The organism is Burkholderia sp. 22313, assembly GCF_052045245.1.
Lineage (GTDB): Bacteria > Pseudomonadota > Gammaproteobacteria > Burkholderiales > Burkholderiaceae > Burkholderia.
The window spans coordinates 1-15,536 of record NZ_JBQEON010000048.1; the positions used below are offsets into that span (position 1 = coordinate 1).

General features: G+C 60.2%; 16 protein-coding genes. 2 read left to right on the forward strand and 14 right to left on the reverse strand.

Annotated features, from left to right (window positions below; genetic code table 11):
- Nucleotides 1-610: 610 nt before the first annotated feature.
- Entirely contained in the window at nucleotides 611-2,134 is a 1,524-nt protein-coding gene (ltrA, locus tag ACTJKF_RS28565) for a group II intron reverse transcriptase/maturase (RefSeq protein WP_440621833.1), read from the forward strand.
- Nucleotides 2,135-2,310: 176 nt separating this feature from the next.
- The gene (locus ACTJKF_RS28570; RefSeq protein WP_440628177.1) at nucleotides 2,311-2,937 is read left to right on the forward strand and encodes a hypothetical protein; all 627 of its coding nucleotides are present in this window, start codon (nucleotides 2,311-2,313) and stop codon (nucleotides 2,935-2,937) included.
- A 52-nt stretch (nucleotides 2,938-2,989) separates the two neighbouring features.
- Here the strand turns inward: ACTJKF_RS28570 and ACTJKF_RS28575 are convergent, their stop codons facing one another.
- The 14 genes from ACTJKF_RS28575 to ACTJKF_RS28640 all read right to left on the reverse strand — a co-directional run bounded on the left by ACTJKF_RS28575 (nucleotide 2,990) and on the right by ACTJKF_RS28640 (nucleotide 15,529).
- Entirely contained in the window at nucleotides 2,990-3,877 is an 888-nt protein-coding gene (locus ACTJKF_RS28575; RefSeq protein ID WP_440628179.1) for a hypothetical protein, read from the reverse strand.
- A 116-nt stretch (nucleotides 3,878-3,993) separates the two neighbouring features.
- Nucleotides 3,994-4,785, reverse strand: a complete 792-nt coding sequence (locus ACTJKF_RS28580; RefSeq protein ID WP_440628181.1) for a DNA adenine methylase — start codon at nucleotides 4,783-4,785, stop codon at nucleotides 3,994-3,996.
- A gap of 171 nt (nucleotides 4,786-4,956) precedes the next feature.
- On the reverse strand, nucleotides 4,957-6,057 hold the full coding sequence (locus tag ACTJKF_RS28585) for a phage head spike fiber domain-containing protein (protein ID WP_440628182.1): 1,101 nt from the start codon (nucleotides 6,055-6,057) through the stop codon (nucleotides 4,957-4,959).
- Nucleotides 6,058-6,206: 149 nt separating this feature from the next.
- Entirely contained in the window at nucleotides 6,207-6,476 is a 270-nt protein-coding gene (locus ACTJKF_RS28590) for a spike base protein, RCAP_Rcc01079 family (RefSeq protein WP_440628184.1), read from the reverse strand.
- Between the two features lie 85 nt (nucleotides 6,477-6,561).
- Nucleotides 6,562-7,053, reverse strand: coding sequence for a DUF2514 family protein (locus ACTJKF_RS28595; protein ID WP_440628197.1), 492 nt, complete (start codon nucleotides 7,051-7,053; stop codon nucleotides 6,562-6,564).
- On the reverse strand, nucleotides 7,050-7,469 hold the full coding sequence (locus ACTJKF_RS28600) for a glycoside hydrolase family protein (RefSeq protein ID WP_440628198.1): 420 nt from the start codon (nucleotides 7,467-7,469) through the stop codon (nucleotides 7,050-7,052). The genes ACTJKF_RS28595 and ACTJKF_RS28600 overlap by 4 nt, the downstream gene beginning before the upstream one ends.
- Entirely contained in the window at nucleotides 7,462-7,755 is a 294-nt protein-coding gene (locus ACTJKF_RS28605; protein ID WP_440628200.1) for a holin, read from the reverse strand. The genes ACTJKF_RS28600 and ACTJKF_RS28605 overlap by 8 nt, the downstream gene beginning before the upstream one ends.
- 56 nt (nucleotides 7,756-7,811) lie before the next feature.
- Nucleotides 7,812-8,573: a hypothetical protein gene (locus ACTJKF_RS28610; RefSeq protein ID WP_440628202.1), complete on the reverse strand. Its 762-nt coding sequence runs from the start codon at nucleotides 8,571-8,573 to the stop codon at nucleotides 7,812-7,814.
- The gene (locus tag ACTJKF_RS28615) at nucleotides 8,549-8,854 is read right to left on the reverse strand and encodes a hypothetical protein (protein ID WP_440628204.1); all 306 of its coding nucleotides are present in this window, start codon (nucleotides 8,852-8,854) and stop codon (nucleotides 8,549-8,551) included. Before ACTJKF_RS28615 ends, ACTJKF_RS28610 begins: the two co-directional genes overlap by 25 nt.
- Nucleotides 8,854-12,210, reverse strand: a complete 3,357-nt coding sequence (locus tag ACTJKF_RS28620) for a host specificity protein J (RefSeq protein WP_440628206.1) — start codon at nucleotides 12,208-12,210, stop codon at nucleotides 8,854-8,856. The genes ACTJKF_RS28615 and ACTJKF_RS28620 overlap by 1 nt, the downstream gene beginning before the upstream one ends.
- An 11-nt stretch (nucleotides 12,211-12,221) precedes the next feature.
- The gene (locus ACTJKF_RS28625; RefSeq protein WP_440628208.1) at nucleotides 12,222-12,803 is read right to left on the reverse strand and encodes a tail assembly protein; all 582 of its coding nucleotides are present in this window, start codon (nucleotides 12,801-12,803) and stop codon (nucleotides 12,222-12,224) included.
- Nucleotides 12,800-13,531 (reverse strand): C40 family peptidase, encoded by a 732-nt coding sequence (locus tag ACTJKF_RS28630; RefSeq protein ID WP_440628210.1) that lies wholly within the window; start codon nucleotides 13,529-13,531, stop codon nucleotides 12,800-12,802. Before ACTJKF_RS28630 ends, ACTJKF_RS28625 begins: the two co-directional genes overlap by 4 nt.
- A 4-nt stretch (nucleotides 13,532-13,535) precedes the next feature.
- Nucleotides 13,536-14,228: a phage minor tail protein L gene (locus ACTJKF_RS28635; protein ID WP_440628212.1), complete on the reverse strand. Its 693-nt coding sequence runs from the start codon at nucleotides 14,226-14,228 to the stop codon at nucleotides 13,536-13,538.
- Nucleotides 14,225-15,529, reverse strand: coding sequence for a tail fiber domain-containing protein (locus ACTJKF_RS28640; protein ID WP_440628213.1), 1,305 nt, complete (start codon nucleotides 15,527-15,529; stop codon nucleotides 14,225-14,227). Before ACTJKF_RS28640 ends, ACTJKF_RS28635 begins: the two co-directional genes overlap by 4 nt.
- Nucleotides 15,530-15,536 lie beyond the last annotated feature (7 nt).

Sequence of the window (15,536 nt, forward strand, 5' to 3'; positions counted from 1 at the left end):
CATACAGGCGCGACCTGCAAAGTCGCTATCACAACTGTCTCGCCAATAGCAATTGGACGGGACCTGCTGTTCTGCCAGCAGTAGCCTACTCGATCGTGCGTCGCTGGTAACGGCGGGGTGCGGAGCATCGAGGACAACGACTGGGGCCGCAAGGCCTAGCCCGAGCCGCGAGGCGAAGGCGACACCTGCAAGCATCGACGCGGGAGCCGGAAGGGCTCGGGTGGCACGGTTAACGGAAGTGAATTCTCGCAAGCGTCGTGATTACAGTCCAGCCAAAGATGCTGACAGGCTGAGGGCAAAAGCTACGCGACCGGGTGCATTCAGTCTGTGGTGAATGCACGCAGACCACGGTGTCGCCGGCGTAAAGAGGAAACCGTCGTCATCCCGTTGCGACAGCGGAACAGGGTAAGCCCATCTCGTCGCCCCCAGGGGCAGGCCAACCGCGAGGGAGGCTGCGGGCGGAGCGGGTAAAGGAGGTTGGAGAAAGCGAACGCCAGGCCGTAATGGCCGGGATACGAGCTGAAACATCGCTCGACACGAAAGTGGGCAGACTTCCAACTGGTCTCTCATCACGAGATAACTTGCGTAATCTTTGAAGGCGAGAAAGCAAATGAACGGGCTGTCAACGTGTGCACTGGCCGACCAAGGTACGTCGTGGCACAGCATCGACTGGGACGCGGCCCACGCCATGGTCAAAAGAATGCAAGCGCGTATCGTGAAGGCGACACAGGCCGGTCGCTGGAACAGGGTCAAGGCTCTGCAACGGCTACTGACCACCTCGTTCTACGGCAAAGCGTTAGCCGTTAAACGAGTGACGGAAAACCAAGGCAAACGTACACCGGGCGTTGACAAAGTGCTTTGGTCGACCCCGGATGCCAAATACATGGCAATAGGCTCGCTGACGCGGTGTGGGTATCAACCGCTGCCGCTGAAGCGTATCTATATACCCAAGAGTACCGGCAAGCTGCGCCCGCTGAGCATCCCCACGATGCGAGATCGGGCGATGCAGGCCCTTCACCTGCTCGCCCTCGACCCCGTATCCGAAACGATCTCTGATGGACAATCCTATGGATTCCGAAAAGAGCGATCTACCCATGACGCGATAGCGCAATGCTTCATGAACGCCCGATACCACGGCAACCCAAAAGACCGGGGCGCACGGGTCTCGGCGCAGTGGATTCTCGAAGCGGACATCCGCGGCTGCTTCGACAACATCGACCATGCGTGGCTCTTAAAGCACGTGCCGACGGACAAGGCCGTGTTGGCGAAATGGCTGAGGGCCGGTTACTTGAAGGACGGTGTATTCGCGAGGACGACCGAAGGGACGCCACAGGGCGGCATCATCAGCCCTGTGCTCGCCAACTTTGCGCTGAACGGGCTGGACAAGGTTTTATCGTCCGTTTTCAAATATCCGTCACATCGCGTAGCTCACAAGGTCAATCTCGTGCGATACGCCGACGACTTCGTCATCACTGGAGTGAGTCGGGAAGTGTTGCAGGACACAGTCACCCCGGCAGTCACCACGTTTCTTGCATCTCGAGGACTGGAACTCGCCCCGGAGAAGACGAAGATCACCCACCTGACGGAAGGCTATGATTTCCTTGGCCAGAACGTCCGGCGATACGGCAAGAAACTGCTTATCAAGCCGGCGCGGAAGAACGTGCAGTCCTTCCTGCAAAAGGTTCGAGACATCATCCGAAGGCTAAGACCAGCACCGCAGGACGTGCTGATCGACGCCCTCAATCCTGTGATCACCGGCTGGGCAATGTACCACCGTCACGTCGTTGCACAGGAAGCCTTCACCCGCGTGGACAGCCATATCTGGTACGCAATATGGCAATGGGCCAAGCGACGCCATCCCAAGAAGCCTGCGGAATGGGTGCGGCAACGTTACTTTCATCGGATTGGGCTAAGGCAATGGGTATTTGCCGTCGCCACTGATCATGTGGACGATAACGGACGCCCTATCCTCCGGTCTCTCCGGACAGCGGCGAGTACACCCATCGAACGACATCCGAAAGTCCAATCGGACGCCAATCCCTACGATCGTGAGTGGTACACCTACTTTGCGCAGCGCGCTGCGATTCGAAGTCGGATCTCCCGGGCACGTCGCAAGGGCAACGGCCGCAGCTAGTCTGCACGCTGCCATGAAGCAGGTACATAGGCCGGTCGGTACGTGGTGCCGCCGGGTTGGTTTAATCACTGGCCTTATAGAGGCTTGAGCCGTATGCGGGGAAACTCGCACGTACGGTTCTTAGGGGGCGGCGGCGCAGCAATGCGTCGCTGCTACCCGACTGTTAGGCGCGCATCATGATCTTGCCCCCATTTGACCCACCACGCTTCGATGACATGTCGAAATGGTGGAGCAGCTGCACCTACGCCGAGGTTCATCGGCTGATTCTGGAGGTGCTGCATCTGCGGACTACGTTGGCCGAGATGAGCTCGCTGACGAGCGATGCCACACGCATGATCGCGTACCTGGAGCAGGCCGACACAGCGCAATACACAGCGCCGCTGCGACGCTTGGCGATCAAGGTCGACAAGGAGATTATGCGGGCCGGACGGACGGGTAACCCGCGCGCGCAGATTGCTCCTTTCTCCGATGAGTGGCGCGCGCGTGAAGAAATGAAACGCAGACTGTACGACACTCCCGGCGAGCCGGATCCCGGCTCCGACAAGGCGACAAAGTTGCCAGAGTTTCAGCGCCTGACATGGGACGAGTTGCGCGAGACATGGAGCGCGACCACCTTCAAGAAAAACAAACGGCCGACGCTTGAACAGCGTTTTGTGCTGGAGGTTGTCCACGTCCGCAGAACACTGCGGCTCATGGAGAAAATGGTCTGCGCGGCCGAGCTCGAGCTGAAGAAAAGCGGCTACCCGGATTCGTTCGCGCTCGACCAGCTTCGAAGGATGATTGATGGTGCGCGGTTCGATTGAACACGCAGGAGGGAATGCGTCGCACGCTGCCTCGCGCGCGACGCCACAGTGATTACTTCTTGACCGGCTCAATGCCCCAACACTGCGCTGCACGGATGTACTCGGGAATCGACTCCGGGTTGTGCTTGCACTGGTCGATCGTCTCGAGCGCGGCTTTATAGTTGATCGTCAGCGGCTCCACGATGCTATCGATCTGCGCATCCTGCGTTGCCTGATCGGGCGTCGAACAATCAGCGCCCATGTGCGCGGGATCCGACTGCCACAGCCCCCCAACGGTCCGGAATCCAACCACGCCCCGCGACGAGGCCGCATTGATCGCCCCGTACAGCTCACGCGACGCGGTGAAATGCTCTTGTACGGTCACGCCCCCGTTCGCGTCGACAACTCGCTCCGTTTGCGAGGGCTGGCACGATACGATCGGAAGTACCGCGTGCACCACCCTGCCCTTGAGATATTCCCGCGCAGCGTAGATCTGCAGGTCACTTTGGAATTGATCGACCGCGGCACGCTTCTCCGGCGTGTCCACGTAGCCCGTCATATCGTCGAGCTGGAAATTCATCAACACCCACTCGGTAATGTTGGTGTTCGCGTTGATCACGTCCGCTTGGGTCGGGCCGACCCCGCCATTCTCCGCCTGGACGAGTTGATGCAGCGTCGAACCGTCGATCACGCCGGGGTAGACCCCGACGTCGGCCCCACGAGCCTTGAAAGCAGCCTGTAGCGCGTCGATCGTCGCCTGCGCGCTGGGCGGACTCGGGACGGCCGGCGAGCTTGCGTCAGCGGCAGCCATAGCCCGCGCAACGCGCGCGGTAATGATGGGATTCCCGGAATAGGTCATGCGGATAGCCGGGCCGGCATTCGTCGACGCGGTGTCGTCCCCGCCACCGCAGGCCGACAACGCAGCCGCGACGCAAAACATGGCAAGTAGCTTTTTCTTCATAGAGGTCTCAGGTGCTAGTGAAATTAGTATGTCCCCGCATATTCATTTTACAAAATCATTACATACAGGTAACTGTTGAAATGAAGCCGGGGTCAACGCCCCGGCCCCGGCCTCGGTCAGAACAGTCCGACTGGCTGCGCAGCGTCGTCCCAACTGAAAATAATCAGTTCGCTGCGATCAACTCCTTTGTGACCACCGCCAACCGTGTACTGCAGCGGGACAGTCTCGACGTGAAAGTCACTGAACACGCGTCGAATCTCGGAATGATCATTCAGACTGACGATCGCCCGCCCCTTGATCACCCGAAGTTTTTCGGCAATCCGTTCGTACTCTTCGAACGGAAAATCCACCCCGTATCCCCGCGTCTCGTAATACGGAGGGTCGAGGTAAAACAACGTGTGGGGACGGTCGTAACGGTCGATGCAGTCGCTCCAATGCAACCGCTCCACAAATGCCCCGGCCAGGCGCAAGTGCGCGGCGGACAATTCCTCCTCGATGCGCAGCAGGTTCAGCCCTGGGGGCGCAGTGGTCGCAGTCCCGAAGGTCTGCGCGTGGACGATTCCCCCAAAGCAACTTTTCTGAAGGTAATAAAACCGCGCTGCGCGCTGGATGTCCGTGAGCGTTTCCGGGACCGTCAGCTTCAACCACTCGAAAACTTGTCGGCTCGTCAGCGCCCATTTGAATTGCCTAACGAACTCCTCTAGGTGGTGTTGCACGACGCGGTACAGATTGATCAACTCGCCGTTGATGTCGTTGACCACCTCGACCTTTGCCGGTGGACGCATGAAATAGAGCGCCGCTCCGCCAGCGAACACTTCGACATAACAGTCGTGCGCCGGAAAGCGCGGAATGAGATGGTCTGCAAGGCGGCGCTTGCCGCCGATCCACGGAATAATCGGATTTGCCATTGTGAAAGCCGTTTTTAAACTTGGTGTAGAATCCGGCCCGCCTACGTAGGTAAACGGGGCCTTGGCTGATTCACTGGCACGCACAGTGGAAAAGCGACCGGGGACAATGCGCGAACATTCCCCTGGTCGCCCTGTTTCTCTCGAGGCCGTCGGCCTCGAGTAAAGCGTCGATCAGATCTCGCCGTCACCAGTCCAAGCGAGCTCCGCGCTTGGACCAGGCGCAACTGTTAGCTCCACTACGGTCGAGACAAGCGCATAGTCGGTAATGGTCGTCGGGCTATCCGCGGTCGGTATATAGCCCGACGAAGCAACACCCGCCTCGAGCTGTACGTTCGCCGCGTAGATAGCATCTCCATCGCGCCCGTTTCCATACCCCACCAGCCTGATCTCCGGCGATACCGCCGGAAAGGCAATTTGGAGCGCGACCTCCCGTCGTTGCCACGCCGTTCCGCTGATCGCCACCATTGCGCCGGCGACGAACTTGCTGGCATCGTAGTAGGCGAGCTGAAAATCAAATGCCCCGACACCGGCCTTGAGCCACACCGACAGCGCATATGTCGAGCCGACGTCAAGGGCAGCAGGCAGCTTCTGCACCAACTGGTGATCTGTCCCGCCGAGCAGTTTGATCAAACTTGCTGCCGTCACACCGTCCGGCCCTAGCATCCCGTCCTGTGACACCGATAAACCCCGCGCCTTGAACCAATCCTCCTTCGTCAAATCACTGGACTGGCGCAGCAGATTGATTCGAGGCGTAGCATAAAGCTGTTGATCTCCCTGCCAGTCACGCCGGCGGATCGTCGGGTTGTCTACCCTCCGGAGTGGCTGCCCCCGGTAGGTCAGCGGGTAGGTACGCCGTCCGCCGTCCCCAACACCGAACACTTCTTCGTTCGCGTGTACCAACTGCCCTGTCGCCGGAATCGCAAAGGACTTCGCCTGAGCATCTGACCACGACAGCCCGCTGTACCTACCGAGCGTCGCCCAGTCGACGCCATCTGTGGAACATTGAATCCAGAGTGTCTGCGGCATGCGAGCCCCACCCTTAAACATCAGCGGAAACACACACAACACATCGACCTCGATCTCAACACCGAAGTCGACTTGTATCCACTGGTCGTACGGGTTTGCGATCGAGCTCGTCCACGCATCGGTGTACGTCTCAGGATTCGCCATCGGTTCGTTTCGAAACGTCAACGCAGCGGAGCGTTCGGCATACTTCGAGCTCTCGCTCGTGACGGCACCTGCATAGGGAATCATCTCGCCTTTGCGGTACAACCAGACCCTCCCGATCGCGAGATATTCCGTCGGTATTACGGCATTCGGGACGGGCATAAAAATGCGCCAGAATCGCGCACGGCGAGCCGGCCTCGGGCCGCCGCTCGCATGACCCCGCCCGCGACCGTTTATCGAAATCCCGAAGCCGATCATACGAGCGCCACCAGTCCGCTAGCCGTCGTTCCGGTCTTAAGAACGCGAATGGGACGCACCGGCAACACCTGACCGGCATAGCAATTCCTGAATGGAACCGGCTCGTTGTTGTCACCGATGAGCATCACGTCACCGGCCTCGCCAACAAAAACGCCGCGCGGCCGATCGGGCAAATCCTCGTCATCGCTCGGAGCAATTTGGTAGAACCTGACCGCAGAGCTGGTCAGCGTGATAGTCGCAAATTTGAAGCGATCGATAATCCCCATCTTCGACTCCGTGTACAAAAAAAGAACCGGCGCCTGTGCGCCGGTTTTCGCTGCTCCAGAACAATCCGAATCGAACGCCGCGCGATCACGGCATCTCGACTTGCGCGTTGACCGTCAACGCGTCGTAATTGCGCTCGCAGTGCTGGCCGGCGATACCCCGCTCGTCAGCGATCTTTGCCAGCTCTCCCGACGTTTCATCAGACCGGCCGAGCACGTCGGCAAGCAGATCGAGGGCGTCGCCGGTTGCCGAGCCCCCGGCGGAAGCGCCGGCACGCCGGGCAGCGGCGACGAGCGCGGCGATTTGCTTGCGCAGGACGTCAGCAGCACCATCGGCAGCAGCACGAGCAGCAAGCGCCTCATCACGTTTTTTCGCAGCATCGGTAGCAATCCCCTGTTGTGCCACCACGCGGCGGCGAAATTCATCACGTTCGGCCCTCAGATCTTCGATCTGCTTTTGCTGATCCGCGACCCTGGCAGACTGGTCCGCATCGCGGTGTCCCTTCGAATGGCCGGCGGCCGCGCCGATGAAAATCGCGACGATCACGGCCAGCCAGATGCGAGGATCGAGCCACGTCATGCGCCGCTCCTCATCATCGCCGCGAGGCGCTTCGCGCGATCTCCGACCTGCCGCGCCCACAGACTGTCGAGCATCTCAATCGCCGCCACACCCCAATCGCCACGTTGAGCCGCCGCGAGAAACTTGCGGAACCCGAGCAGCTTCCCTTGCATGTTGAAAGCCATGTTCATGAACACGCGCTGCCGGACCGGATCGAGCGACCGCCACCACGGCAGATTGCGATCGAGCCATGCTTCGGTCTCGACGATGTCGTTCTGGTACATCAGATCGATCTCGCTGTCGCGGAACCCCTTGTCCGTCAGATTGCGGCCGATGCCCCCAGACACCTTGCCGACCGTGTCCGTGTAGATCCGATACCGTCGGTCTTCATCGCGCGTGAGCTCTGCCTTCAGTTTCAATCCGTCGTACTTACCCATTCTTGCTCTCCCCGAAAAATTGCTTTGCCTTCCTTCGCAACAGCACCTCCAGGTACTGCGACCCGACGATGCCGAACGCGCTGCCGAGACCGAGCAACGCGAGCGGCGGCAAGTCCGGAATCTGCGTAAGCGCGATCCCTGCCACCATCGACGTTGCAGAACCCAGCACTGCTCGACCGACGACGAGCCGGAACGACAACGGCTCGTTACCGACCAGCACCTTCGCGATACCGATCAGTCCGCCCATGAGAATCAACTCCAAGATGGTCTTTTCATGCTCTTGCATTACGGCTCCTGTTCCCCGTACCCCACAAATGAAAAAACCGCCAAGATGGCGGCCTGTTACACAATCCCCGTTCCGTCTAGCACCATGAAGCGTGTGTGCCAGCACTCTCTGAATGTCGTGATGTTTGAAGATCTTCCCCCGTTGTAAATGCGCGTTCCCCACGAAACAACGTCGCCGCTGACTCGCACCGTTCCGATCTCGAGAATGTCCCAGAGGCGCTGGTTGCTGTTCGATGACCCCCATATGTAGTGAGCCGACCATAGCGCCGAGATGAGCACTGGCCGACCGTATGAACGCTGATCCCAAGGTGGATTCGGCGAACCCGTAACCGTCCACCCCGTATCGCCCAAGTACCGCGCCTCGATCACATCGAGAACGCGATAGAACGGACTCGCCGCATCCGCAATCAACGTGCCGTTCGGACTGAAAACTTGCAGCCCGTATCGGCTTCCCGTCGCCGGCACGTTCGAGAAAACGAACAGGCGAACAGTCGTTTGGACTTCCGTGATGAACCGCACGGTATACGTGCGCCCGTCCTTCGAAGCTTTCGCATCCCAAAGCGAAACCCCGACACCCGGATCCGCAGAAAACGCATACAAGGGACGATCGGCCGAAAACGTAAACGAACAGACCCAGTACGTCCCGAAGTACTGGATGCTCGCGTTGTTATAGACAGTCTCCACCGTCGTCCGCTGCGACACTGCCTCAAGACGCTGAACGAGCTGGTAGTTCGGCGTCATCCCATCGATTTGAAAGACCCCGCTGTCGGTAAAAGCCTGAAAGCCAACGCCCATCAAAACACCCCATAGATAAGCCATCCGACGATCGGTGTGCGATAGTCAGCACCACCGTCCGCGCTGTACCACCAACGCACCCCTCCCGCGTTGATCTCAACATTCGGGACAGGTGCCTTCATCGAGATGTGCTTGAAGAGCCATTCAGGCATAAACGCCCAGAACGGCTGCCCCCCCGACAGATCCGCCGGTTGACTGCCGTCCGCCCCACCAACCCATACCATCCCGGACAAGCGCCCACATCGTGTTGTCCCGTCCAGCAGCAGTCGACCGTTAGCATCAAAAATCTGCAGCCCCGCAGGCATCACCACCTCCCCCACCGAACCAGCAAACCGCCATTCGGCCCATAGACCTGCCCACCGAGCTGGTTGATCACCGTGCGCCCCCCGCCGTCGGCGCTGTTGATCTCGAACGATCCGTTCTTATCGATACGCCATCCTCGCTGGCCAGCGACGTAGTCATTGCTCTGAATCACATCGCCAATCATGAGGTTCGTAATCCACCCCTTACCGATGAAGGCGCGGTTGATGAAGACTTCCCCGTTCTCGATGACGAACGGCGTGTACCAGCCTCCGGTCGCCAAGCTCAACAGCGCGAATCGGTCCGCCTGAAACAGGATCTGTGATTGCATAACCCCGTTGTTGTTGTCGACGCCGATCGACATCCCCGCGACGTACATGCTTCCGTTGGCCGCCGCCTGCACCTTCAGCGTGTAGTACGCCTTCACACGCCCATCGACGCTCGCGATCGCCTGCGAGTTTTGCTCGACGGCCGCGCTGACCGTGCCGACACTCGCTTCCGTCGTCTCGATCCGCTGCGCCATCGCCGTGTTTTCATCGACCCGTGTGAGCTGTTCGACACGAATCTGCGCGGCCGACTCGCCAGCAACTGCCGCGACGCGATCTACCCGCCGGGCAACTGCGGAAACTCTGTCGGTCATGGCGGACCACTGCGTCCAGGCGCCGGCCAACTTCTTCGTGTCGCCGGCGTAGCCGTCAGTCGCGCCGGCCCACTCGGGGGTCCATTGCGCAACTACACCATCAACGCGCTCCACCTCCGACTTGACATCCCCAACCGCAGTCGCGAGATCCTCGAGCTGCTGTTTGGCGTCGCCGATGAAGTCCGTCGCTCCCTTGATCTCCGATTGCAGCTCGTGCGTCAACTCCTCCTTGCCAATCTCCCCTTTCAGGTACTCGAGGATCGCAGTCGCATCGGAGCTCGATTGCCCGTTCACACCTGCGCCGTCCGGATACCAGGGGCCGACGTTGCCGGAGCGATCGACAAGACGCGCCCAGAAGAAAAGCGACGCCCCGGCATGCAGACCGTCCATCGTGTAAAGGTGCTGCGGATAAGCAAAATCGCCCAGCTTCTTCGCGGTACTACGATCCGGCGTCGGCGAGTACCAAAGCTCAGTACGTTGCGTATCGAGCGCCCCCTCCGGAAACCCCCATTCCAGACTGATCCCCATGATCTGCGACAACGCTCGTAGAAACGTCACGGCCGGCGGAGGCGTCGTCTTACCCTGCATATCGGTCAATACGCTGAATGCCGGCAACGACGGCACGTTCATCGCGTTGATTGCCACAACCCGCGCCATGTAGGCCCCTGCATAGATGCCCGGCACCTCGATGTTCACGGACCCGGTCCTCCCCGCTGAGATCCAGTCGCCGTTATCCTTGCGCCACTGCGCCTCATACTGAACCGCACCTTGTGAGGCATCCCACGCCATCACCATGACGGTAGACGCTGTCCCTTGGTCGATACGCGAGTACGAGCTGAGGCGAACGTTGGTCGGTGGCGGCTGCACCGATGGCGGGATGACCGTCACCGGCCGATCCTCGATGCGCGTCCCGAAGTCGATGTTGTCGAACTTGCCCGGTTCGTGCTGAACGACCGTGATCTCGAAGCGCAGCGACTGGTCATCCGTCCGCTCTGCGACCGACACAACTTGATAGGTCGGTACGGCCAGGTCGTCACTCTCCACCGCCCAAACAGCCTCGGGCTGCAGCAGCGCAGACCAGTCCGACGACACCGTGACATCGCGCCCTGAGACGCCATACACGATCCGGGTTTCGTTGCGACCGCTCGGCAAATTCACGATCAAGCGATCGCCCGGCTTCACCACGACGTCGCGATCGACCGTAACGGTACGGCCAGCTACCGCATGTACACGGCCGCTGATTGGACGGCCGGCAAGCGCCGAATCCGCAATGCGAATGATCTGCCCCGGCAATGCGAAAATCCCGTCCAGTCCGACCGAGAACGTGACCTCTTGCGTCTCCATCCGCGACGTGAGCAGCGCCCACTTCCCGACCCGCTGGGCCTGTCCCTGTGACGTACAGCCGATCGCCGTGATCTCCGTTTGCCGCACGCCGTAGCGCAGCTTGCCGTCGCGGTCCTCAACCGCCTCGACCGCCTGCTGATAATGATTGGCCGGATCGGACCACGACACCAAAGCAACTGTGTAACGCGTCTTGCGATCGGTGCCCTGACGAACGAACTTGCCCTCGATCACATTCCCGGCCGTGTACGTGTACACCGGCTCGGCCGGCATGTTCGCAACCGCCCAGATCTGCGAGGCCGACCAATAGGTCACGCCGCGAAACACCGACGCCAGGTCCGACAGCACCTTGTACGCGTCAGCACGTGACTGCAGATACACGTTGCACGTCATACGCGGCTCTTGCCCGCCTTTTCCGTCCGGCACCAGCTCGTCGCAGTATTGGGCGATCTTGTAGAGCTGATAGCGATCCAACTGATCCGCTGCGATTCGATGCCCCATGCCATAGCGCGGGTGCGTCGCCATGTCGTTGAACACCCACGCCGGGTTGTTCGTGTATCCGACCTTGAATGTCCCGTCCCAATTCCCCGAATATCCGCGCGTCGTTGGGTCGTAGTTCGACGGAATACGCACGCGCCGGCCGCGCATGTGATACGAGCGCGTCGGCACTCGCTGAAACTGCGACGCATCGATCACGACACCCGCAAGTGCCGTGTTCGGATACCGCAGCTTCGCGTCGATGATCTCCGTGACCGATTCGACCGTCGTCGTGTCCGCGATGGTCGTGCTACTCGCATTCTGCGTCAGCCTGCGAATACGCACCGTCCAACCGCGCCGAGCCGGGGGCAAGTTGACGCGGTGCGACCGCTCGTACTTTCCCGACACCTTGATATCGAAGGCAGCCTTCAGAGCAATCTCGTACGCGCCATCGTCCGTCGCGATCTCGATCTGGTAGTCGACGCGGTATCCCTTCACGTCACCGGTATTCGGATCGACCTGTTGGAACTGCGGCGTCGACAACCGCACTCGAACAGCGGAAAGATCGAGATTAGTAACGGCTCGCGAGTACGGCGTGTCGCTGCGCAATTCGACACTGACGCCGATCTCATTCTCGACCGCCGGAAATCCGGGAATGTAGTCCTGATTCTGCGAGCCGGTCCGGAACTCGACGGACGCCCCCGGAAAATTGATCGACCCGTCGTCGGCAGCCAACGGCGTGCCGTCGAGAAACACCGACTTCAAGCCGTTCACCGGCCCCTCGATCTCCCCCTCGGACAGGATGTCGAGCACGCGGGCGTATGAAATCGACTGCGCCGTATCGCTTGCCTCGATCGGGGCTCGTCCGCCGCCGCTTTTCTTAAAGCCGACGACATCTCGCACTCCACCGTCTCTCATAGCTGATCCTCCGCATAGATGCCGGCAGACCCGACCGCCGAGCCGATCTCAAGCTCACCCCACAGAACCGGCACCGGGCCGCCCTGTGCAGTCGTGTTGACCGGTCCGTTAAACACGTAGCTCGCTTGATTCTGCGGACTATCTTTCGCAGACAACCCGCGTGGTGATGGGGCGAGGAGCTGCGAGATGCCGCCTGCCATCATCGCGACGCCCATGTTGCCGATCACCGCACCGATCCCCGTCCAACCGAAGTAGTAACCGACAGCGGCCATCACGGCACCCAGAACGGTCTGGAACAAGCCGCCCGCCTTCGCGCCCTGCAGGATCGGCGCGATACGAATGTCATCGTCACCGCACGGAAACTTGAGGTCGCCAACACCGAGGTTGCGCCGGCCGGCGAAGACCGCATAGGTGATCCCCTTGTCGCGGCTTTCCATCAGTTCCCGCTCGAAGCCGGGCACCATGACGCAGAGCGCACGAATCGCCTGAGCGGGACAGCTGACGACGAGCCTGTGCACACGGCCGAATCGCGCACCGAGATACCCGTACAGTCGAATGGTTCGAACGTTTTCACTCATCCTTCAAACCTCAGAATGAGGCGGGTCACTTCCCGCCAGTAGCCGCCGTACACGTCACGGCTCGACAGTCTGTCGTAGAGGTGATGCAGCATCGTGCCGTCGCCGAGGTAAATCCCTGCGTGATTCGGCACCGGTGCACGGATCTGCATCAAGATGACGTCGCCGCACTCGGGCACCGGATCAGGACCGGGCAACGCAACGAATCCCGCAGCACCGTAATGCTGCATATACAGGTCCTCGCCGTTCGCCCACCACACGTCCTTGCGTGGAAAATCCGGCAGCAAAATGTCCTGCTCCACCCGATACCAGTCGCGGACAAGGGTGTAGCAGTCGAGCACGCCGTGCGCGAACGACCGGCCGACGAGCGGCACCTGAAATCCGACCGGCTCGACCGTAACGACAGCGCCCGCCCTGACAATGCCGTCGTCACTGCGACGCACCTCGACGATGTGCCAAACCATCCCCGACGCCTCGCAAGCCGCTCGATCCGCCTCGGATGCTTCCGCAGACGCATCGGGATGCGAATGCACTACCGCGACCACCGCGCCCCGATCCTCCGCAGCGGCATACTCTTGCGCCGGCAGAATGAAATGATCGCCATCGGTCGCCGCGTTACTGCATTCCACGTAGCGCTCACGGCCACGCTCCACGATCACCAGGCCGCAACACTCGTGCGGATACGCGCGAATCGCATGCAAGCGAATCGCGTCCAAAGTAGCTTTGCGCATAGGATTAGGTGCGGACGAGGCCCGCAGCAGGAAAGCCGCCGTAGGGCAGCTGGTTGTTGGCGCCGTAGCGGAGCTTGCAGCCCCGCAAGCTCTGGCTGCATCGGTCCTTGGCAGGATCATCCGTGGGTGCGTCGTTCGCGTCCGCGCAAGGTCCACCCGTGTATCCACACTCCGAGCCGCGATATGCCCAGACGCACAGGTTCGGAATGATTTGCCGGCGAGGCAGTTGCTCACCGTCGAAGTCGAGAGGCGACGATAGTTCGAACTCGACCGACTCGTTGTCCTCGTGGGACTTCCGTTCGATCAACCAGACCTCGAGCGGCATCTCTTCGTTCGGGTCGGCCGAGGGATTTGCACCGGACGGAAAATTTATCGCGTCGAGGTACTTCGACAATGTCCTGCGTCGCGACACCTTCGCACCGACGAGATCAGCCAAGGCAAGGCAAAGCGCCGAAATCGAACCATCGACGTTTCCAACCTTGAGAGTCGGCACAGGTTGCCTACCCGCGCTGGTCCGCTCAAAGCCCTCAGCAACAATCGGCCACGGGGAATACATCACGCCACGCCACGTTATTGACCCCGCCTGACGGTGAGCATGGAAGTAGGCCATCTGACCGCCGATCGACGTTGCATCGAGCTCGAACAACTCAACCAATGCACCCGGCTCGAGGCGCTGAATATCCGCTGTTATCGTCATACTCGGCTCGCCAGACCCCCGATGCGAGATTCCAGATCTTCGACCCGCTGCAGAAGGCTGCGCAGTACGGATGAGTGGATGGGAATCACCTGATCGTAGTTGACCGAAAATCGAACACCTTCGGGACTCACCCACCCGTCGTCGTCCACGGTTTCTTCAACGCTTGCGTCGAGGGCCATACGCAGCAGCTCCGGGAATCCGGCTTTCCCAATTTCCTGCGCGATAAACCCAAAGTTTTTCGTGTCAGTCTCGTCGCCTTTCCACCGGAATGCCACCGCGTTTACGTTTCGCACGAAGTCGACCGCGCGCGCTGGGTCGATCTTGACGATGTCCGTCTTGAGTCGCGCATCCGATAGCGCATCAAACTCGCCGGCGGCAACCCGCCCATTTGGGCAATAAATCGCGACACCGACATTCACGCCCCCCGGATTGGTCCCGGCACCGTTCTGCGCCAAGTACCCGTAGTTTCCGTAAGACATGGGCCTAGCCCCATTGATCTGGAGCCAGCCACCGAGGACGGCGCCGTCAATGCCCTCATGGACTATCCGATGTGCATTCGCCCCCATCGAACGCCCGCCGACCTTCCAGTAATTGTCCGTGTCCAGACCAAAGTACGCAGCGAAACTGCCCTCCCGGTGAAACTGGATCACGGCAGACGCGCCCGGATTGCCGCTGTTCGACATTGTCAGGCAGGCGTCATATCTCCCAGCATCAATACCGGCAATGTTCGGCATAATGCTGCTGGAAAAATAGCTCCCCGCAATATTGTTGCCCGTTCCTCGAACAAGGTAATTGCCTGCCGGCTGATAGTTTCCTTTCGGTTGGAAGCTGCCGGGATCGAGGTTTCCGGAGTCCCACGGGGTTTTACCTGCGAACATCGGACGTTTGGCGAACGATGCCATGCCAGCTATCTTCAGCTCGCCGCCAACCGACAGACTCCCGATAACCGACTCATCGTCCGCACTTGCACGGCTACGATAGAGAAGTCCCCACCCGGTTGATCCGTCTGTATCCACCAACGCACTTTCGGACGGCTGCAGTTGAGATAGCCCGATGAAGTCGCCCGACCCATCCTCAGCAGCAAATGACACGGCAGCCTTGCCAACATTGCGCACATGGATAACCTGATCGGGCGTGCACTTTTTCGACGACGGAAGCTTGATCGTTCCTGCCGCCACGAGATTGACACGCACACGCCGGCCGACGTGATCGTCGAGCGTTAGAGTCTGAGGCTTGGTGATCATGCCCTCGGCCGACGTCAGGGGCGATTGCGTACTGAGAATATCGACGTTGTGATTCATCCGCTCG

Bases quoted from the DNA above. Each gene is read 5' to 3' on its own strand.
- ltrA (WP_440621833.1), top strand. From the start codon at position 611: ATGAACGGGCTGTCAACGTGTGCACTGGCCGACCAAGGTACGTCGTGG.
- ACTJKF_RS28570 (WP_440628177.1), top strand. From the start codon at position 2,311: ATGATCTTGCCCCCATTTGACCCACCACGCTTCGATGACATGTCGAAA.
- ACTJKF_RS28575 (WP_440628179.1), bottom strand. From the start codon at position 3,877: ATGAAGAAAAAGCTACTTGCCATGTTTTGCGTCGCGGCTGCGTTGTCG.
- ACTJKF_RS28580 (WP_440628181.1), bottom strand. From the start codon at position 4,785: ATGGCAAATCCGATTATTCCGTGGATCGGCGGCAAGCGCCGCCTTGCA.
- ACTJKF_RS28590 (WP_440628184.1), bottom strand. From the start codon at position 6,476: ATGGGGATTATCGATCGCTTCAAATTTGCGACTATCACGCTGACCAGC.
- ACTJKF_RS28595 (WP_440628197.1), bottom strand. From the start codon at position 7,053: ATGACGTGGCTCGATCCTCGCATCTGGCTGGCCGTGATCGTCGCGATT.
- ACTJKF_RS28600 (WP_440628198.1), bottom strand. From the start codon at position 7,469: ATGGGTAAGTACGACGGATTGAAACTGAAGGCAGAGCTCACGCGCGAT.
- ACTJKF_RS28605 (WP_440628200.1), bottom strand. From the start codon at position 7,755: ATGCAAGAGCATGAAAAGACCATCTTGGAGTTGATTCTCATGGGCGGA.
- ACTJKF_RS28610 (WP_440628202.1), bottom strand. From the start codon at position 8,573: ATGGCTTATCTATGGGGTGTTTTGATGGGCGTTGGCTTTCAGGCTTTT.
- ACTJKF_RS28615 (WP_440628204.1), bottom strand. From the start codon at position 8,854: ATGCCTGCGGGGCTGCAGATTTTTGATGCTAACGGTCGACTGCTGCTG.
- ACTJKF_RS28625 (WP_440628208.1), bottom strand. From the start codon at position 12,803: ATGAGTGAAAACGTTCGAACCATTCGACTGTACGGGTATCTCGGTGCG.
- ACTJKF_RS28630 (WP_440628210.1), bottom strand. From the start codon at position 13,531: ATGCGCAAAGCTACTTTGGACGCGATTCGCTTGCATGCGATTCGCGCG.
- ACTJKF_RS28635 (WP_440628212.1), bottom strand. From the start codon at position 14,228: ATGACGATAACAGCGGATATTCAGCGCCTCGAGCCGGGTGCATTGGTT.
- ACTJKF_RS28640 (WP_440628213.1), bottom strand. From the start codon at position 15,529: ATGAATCACAACGTCGATATTCTCAGTACGCAATCGCCCCTGACGTCG.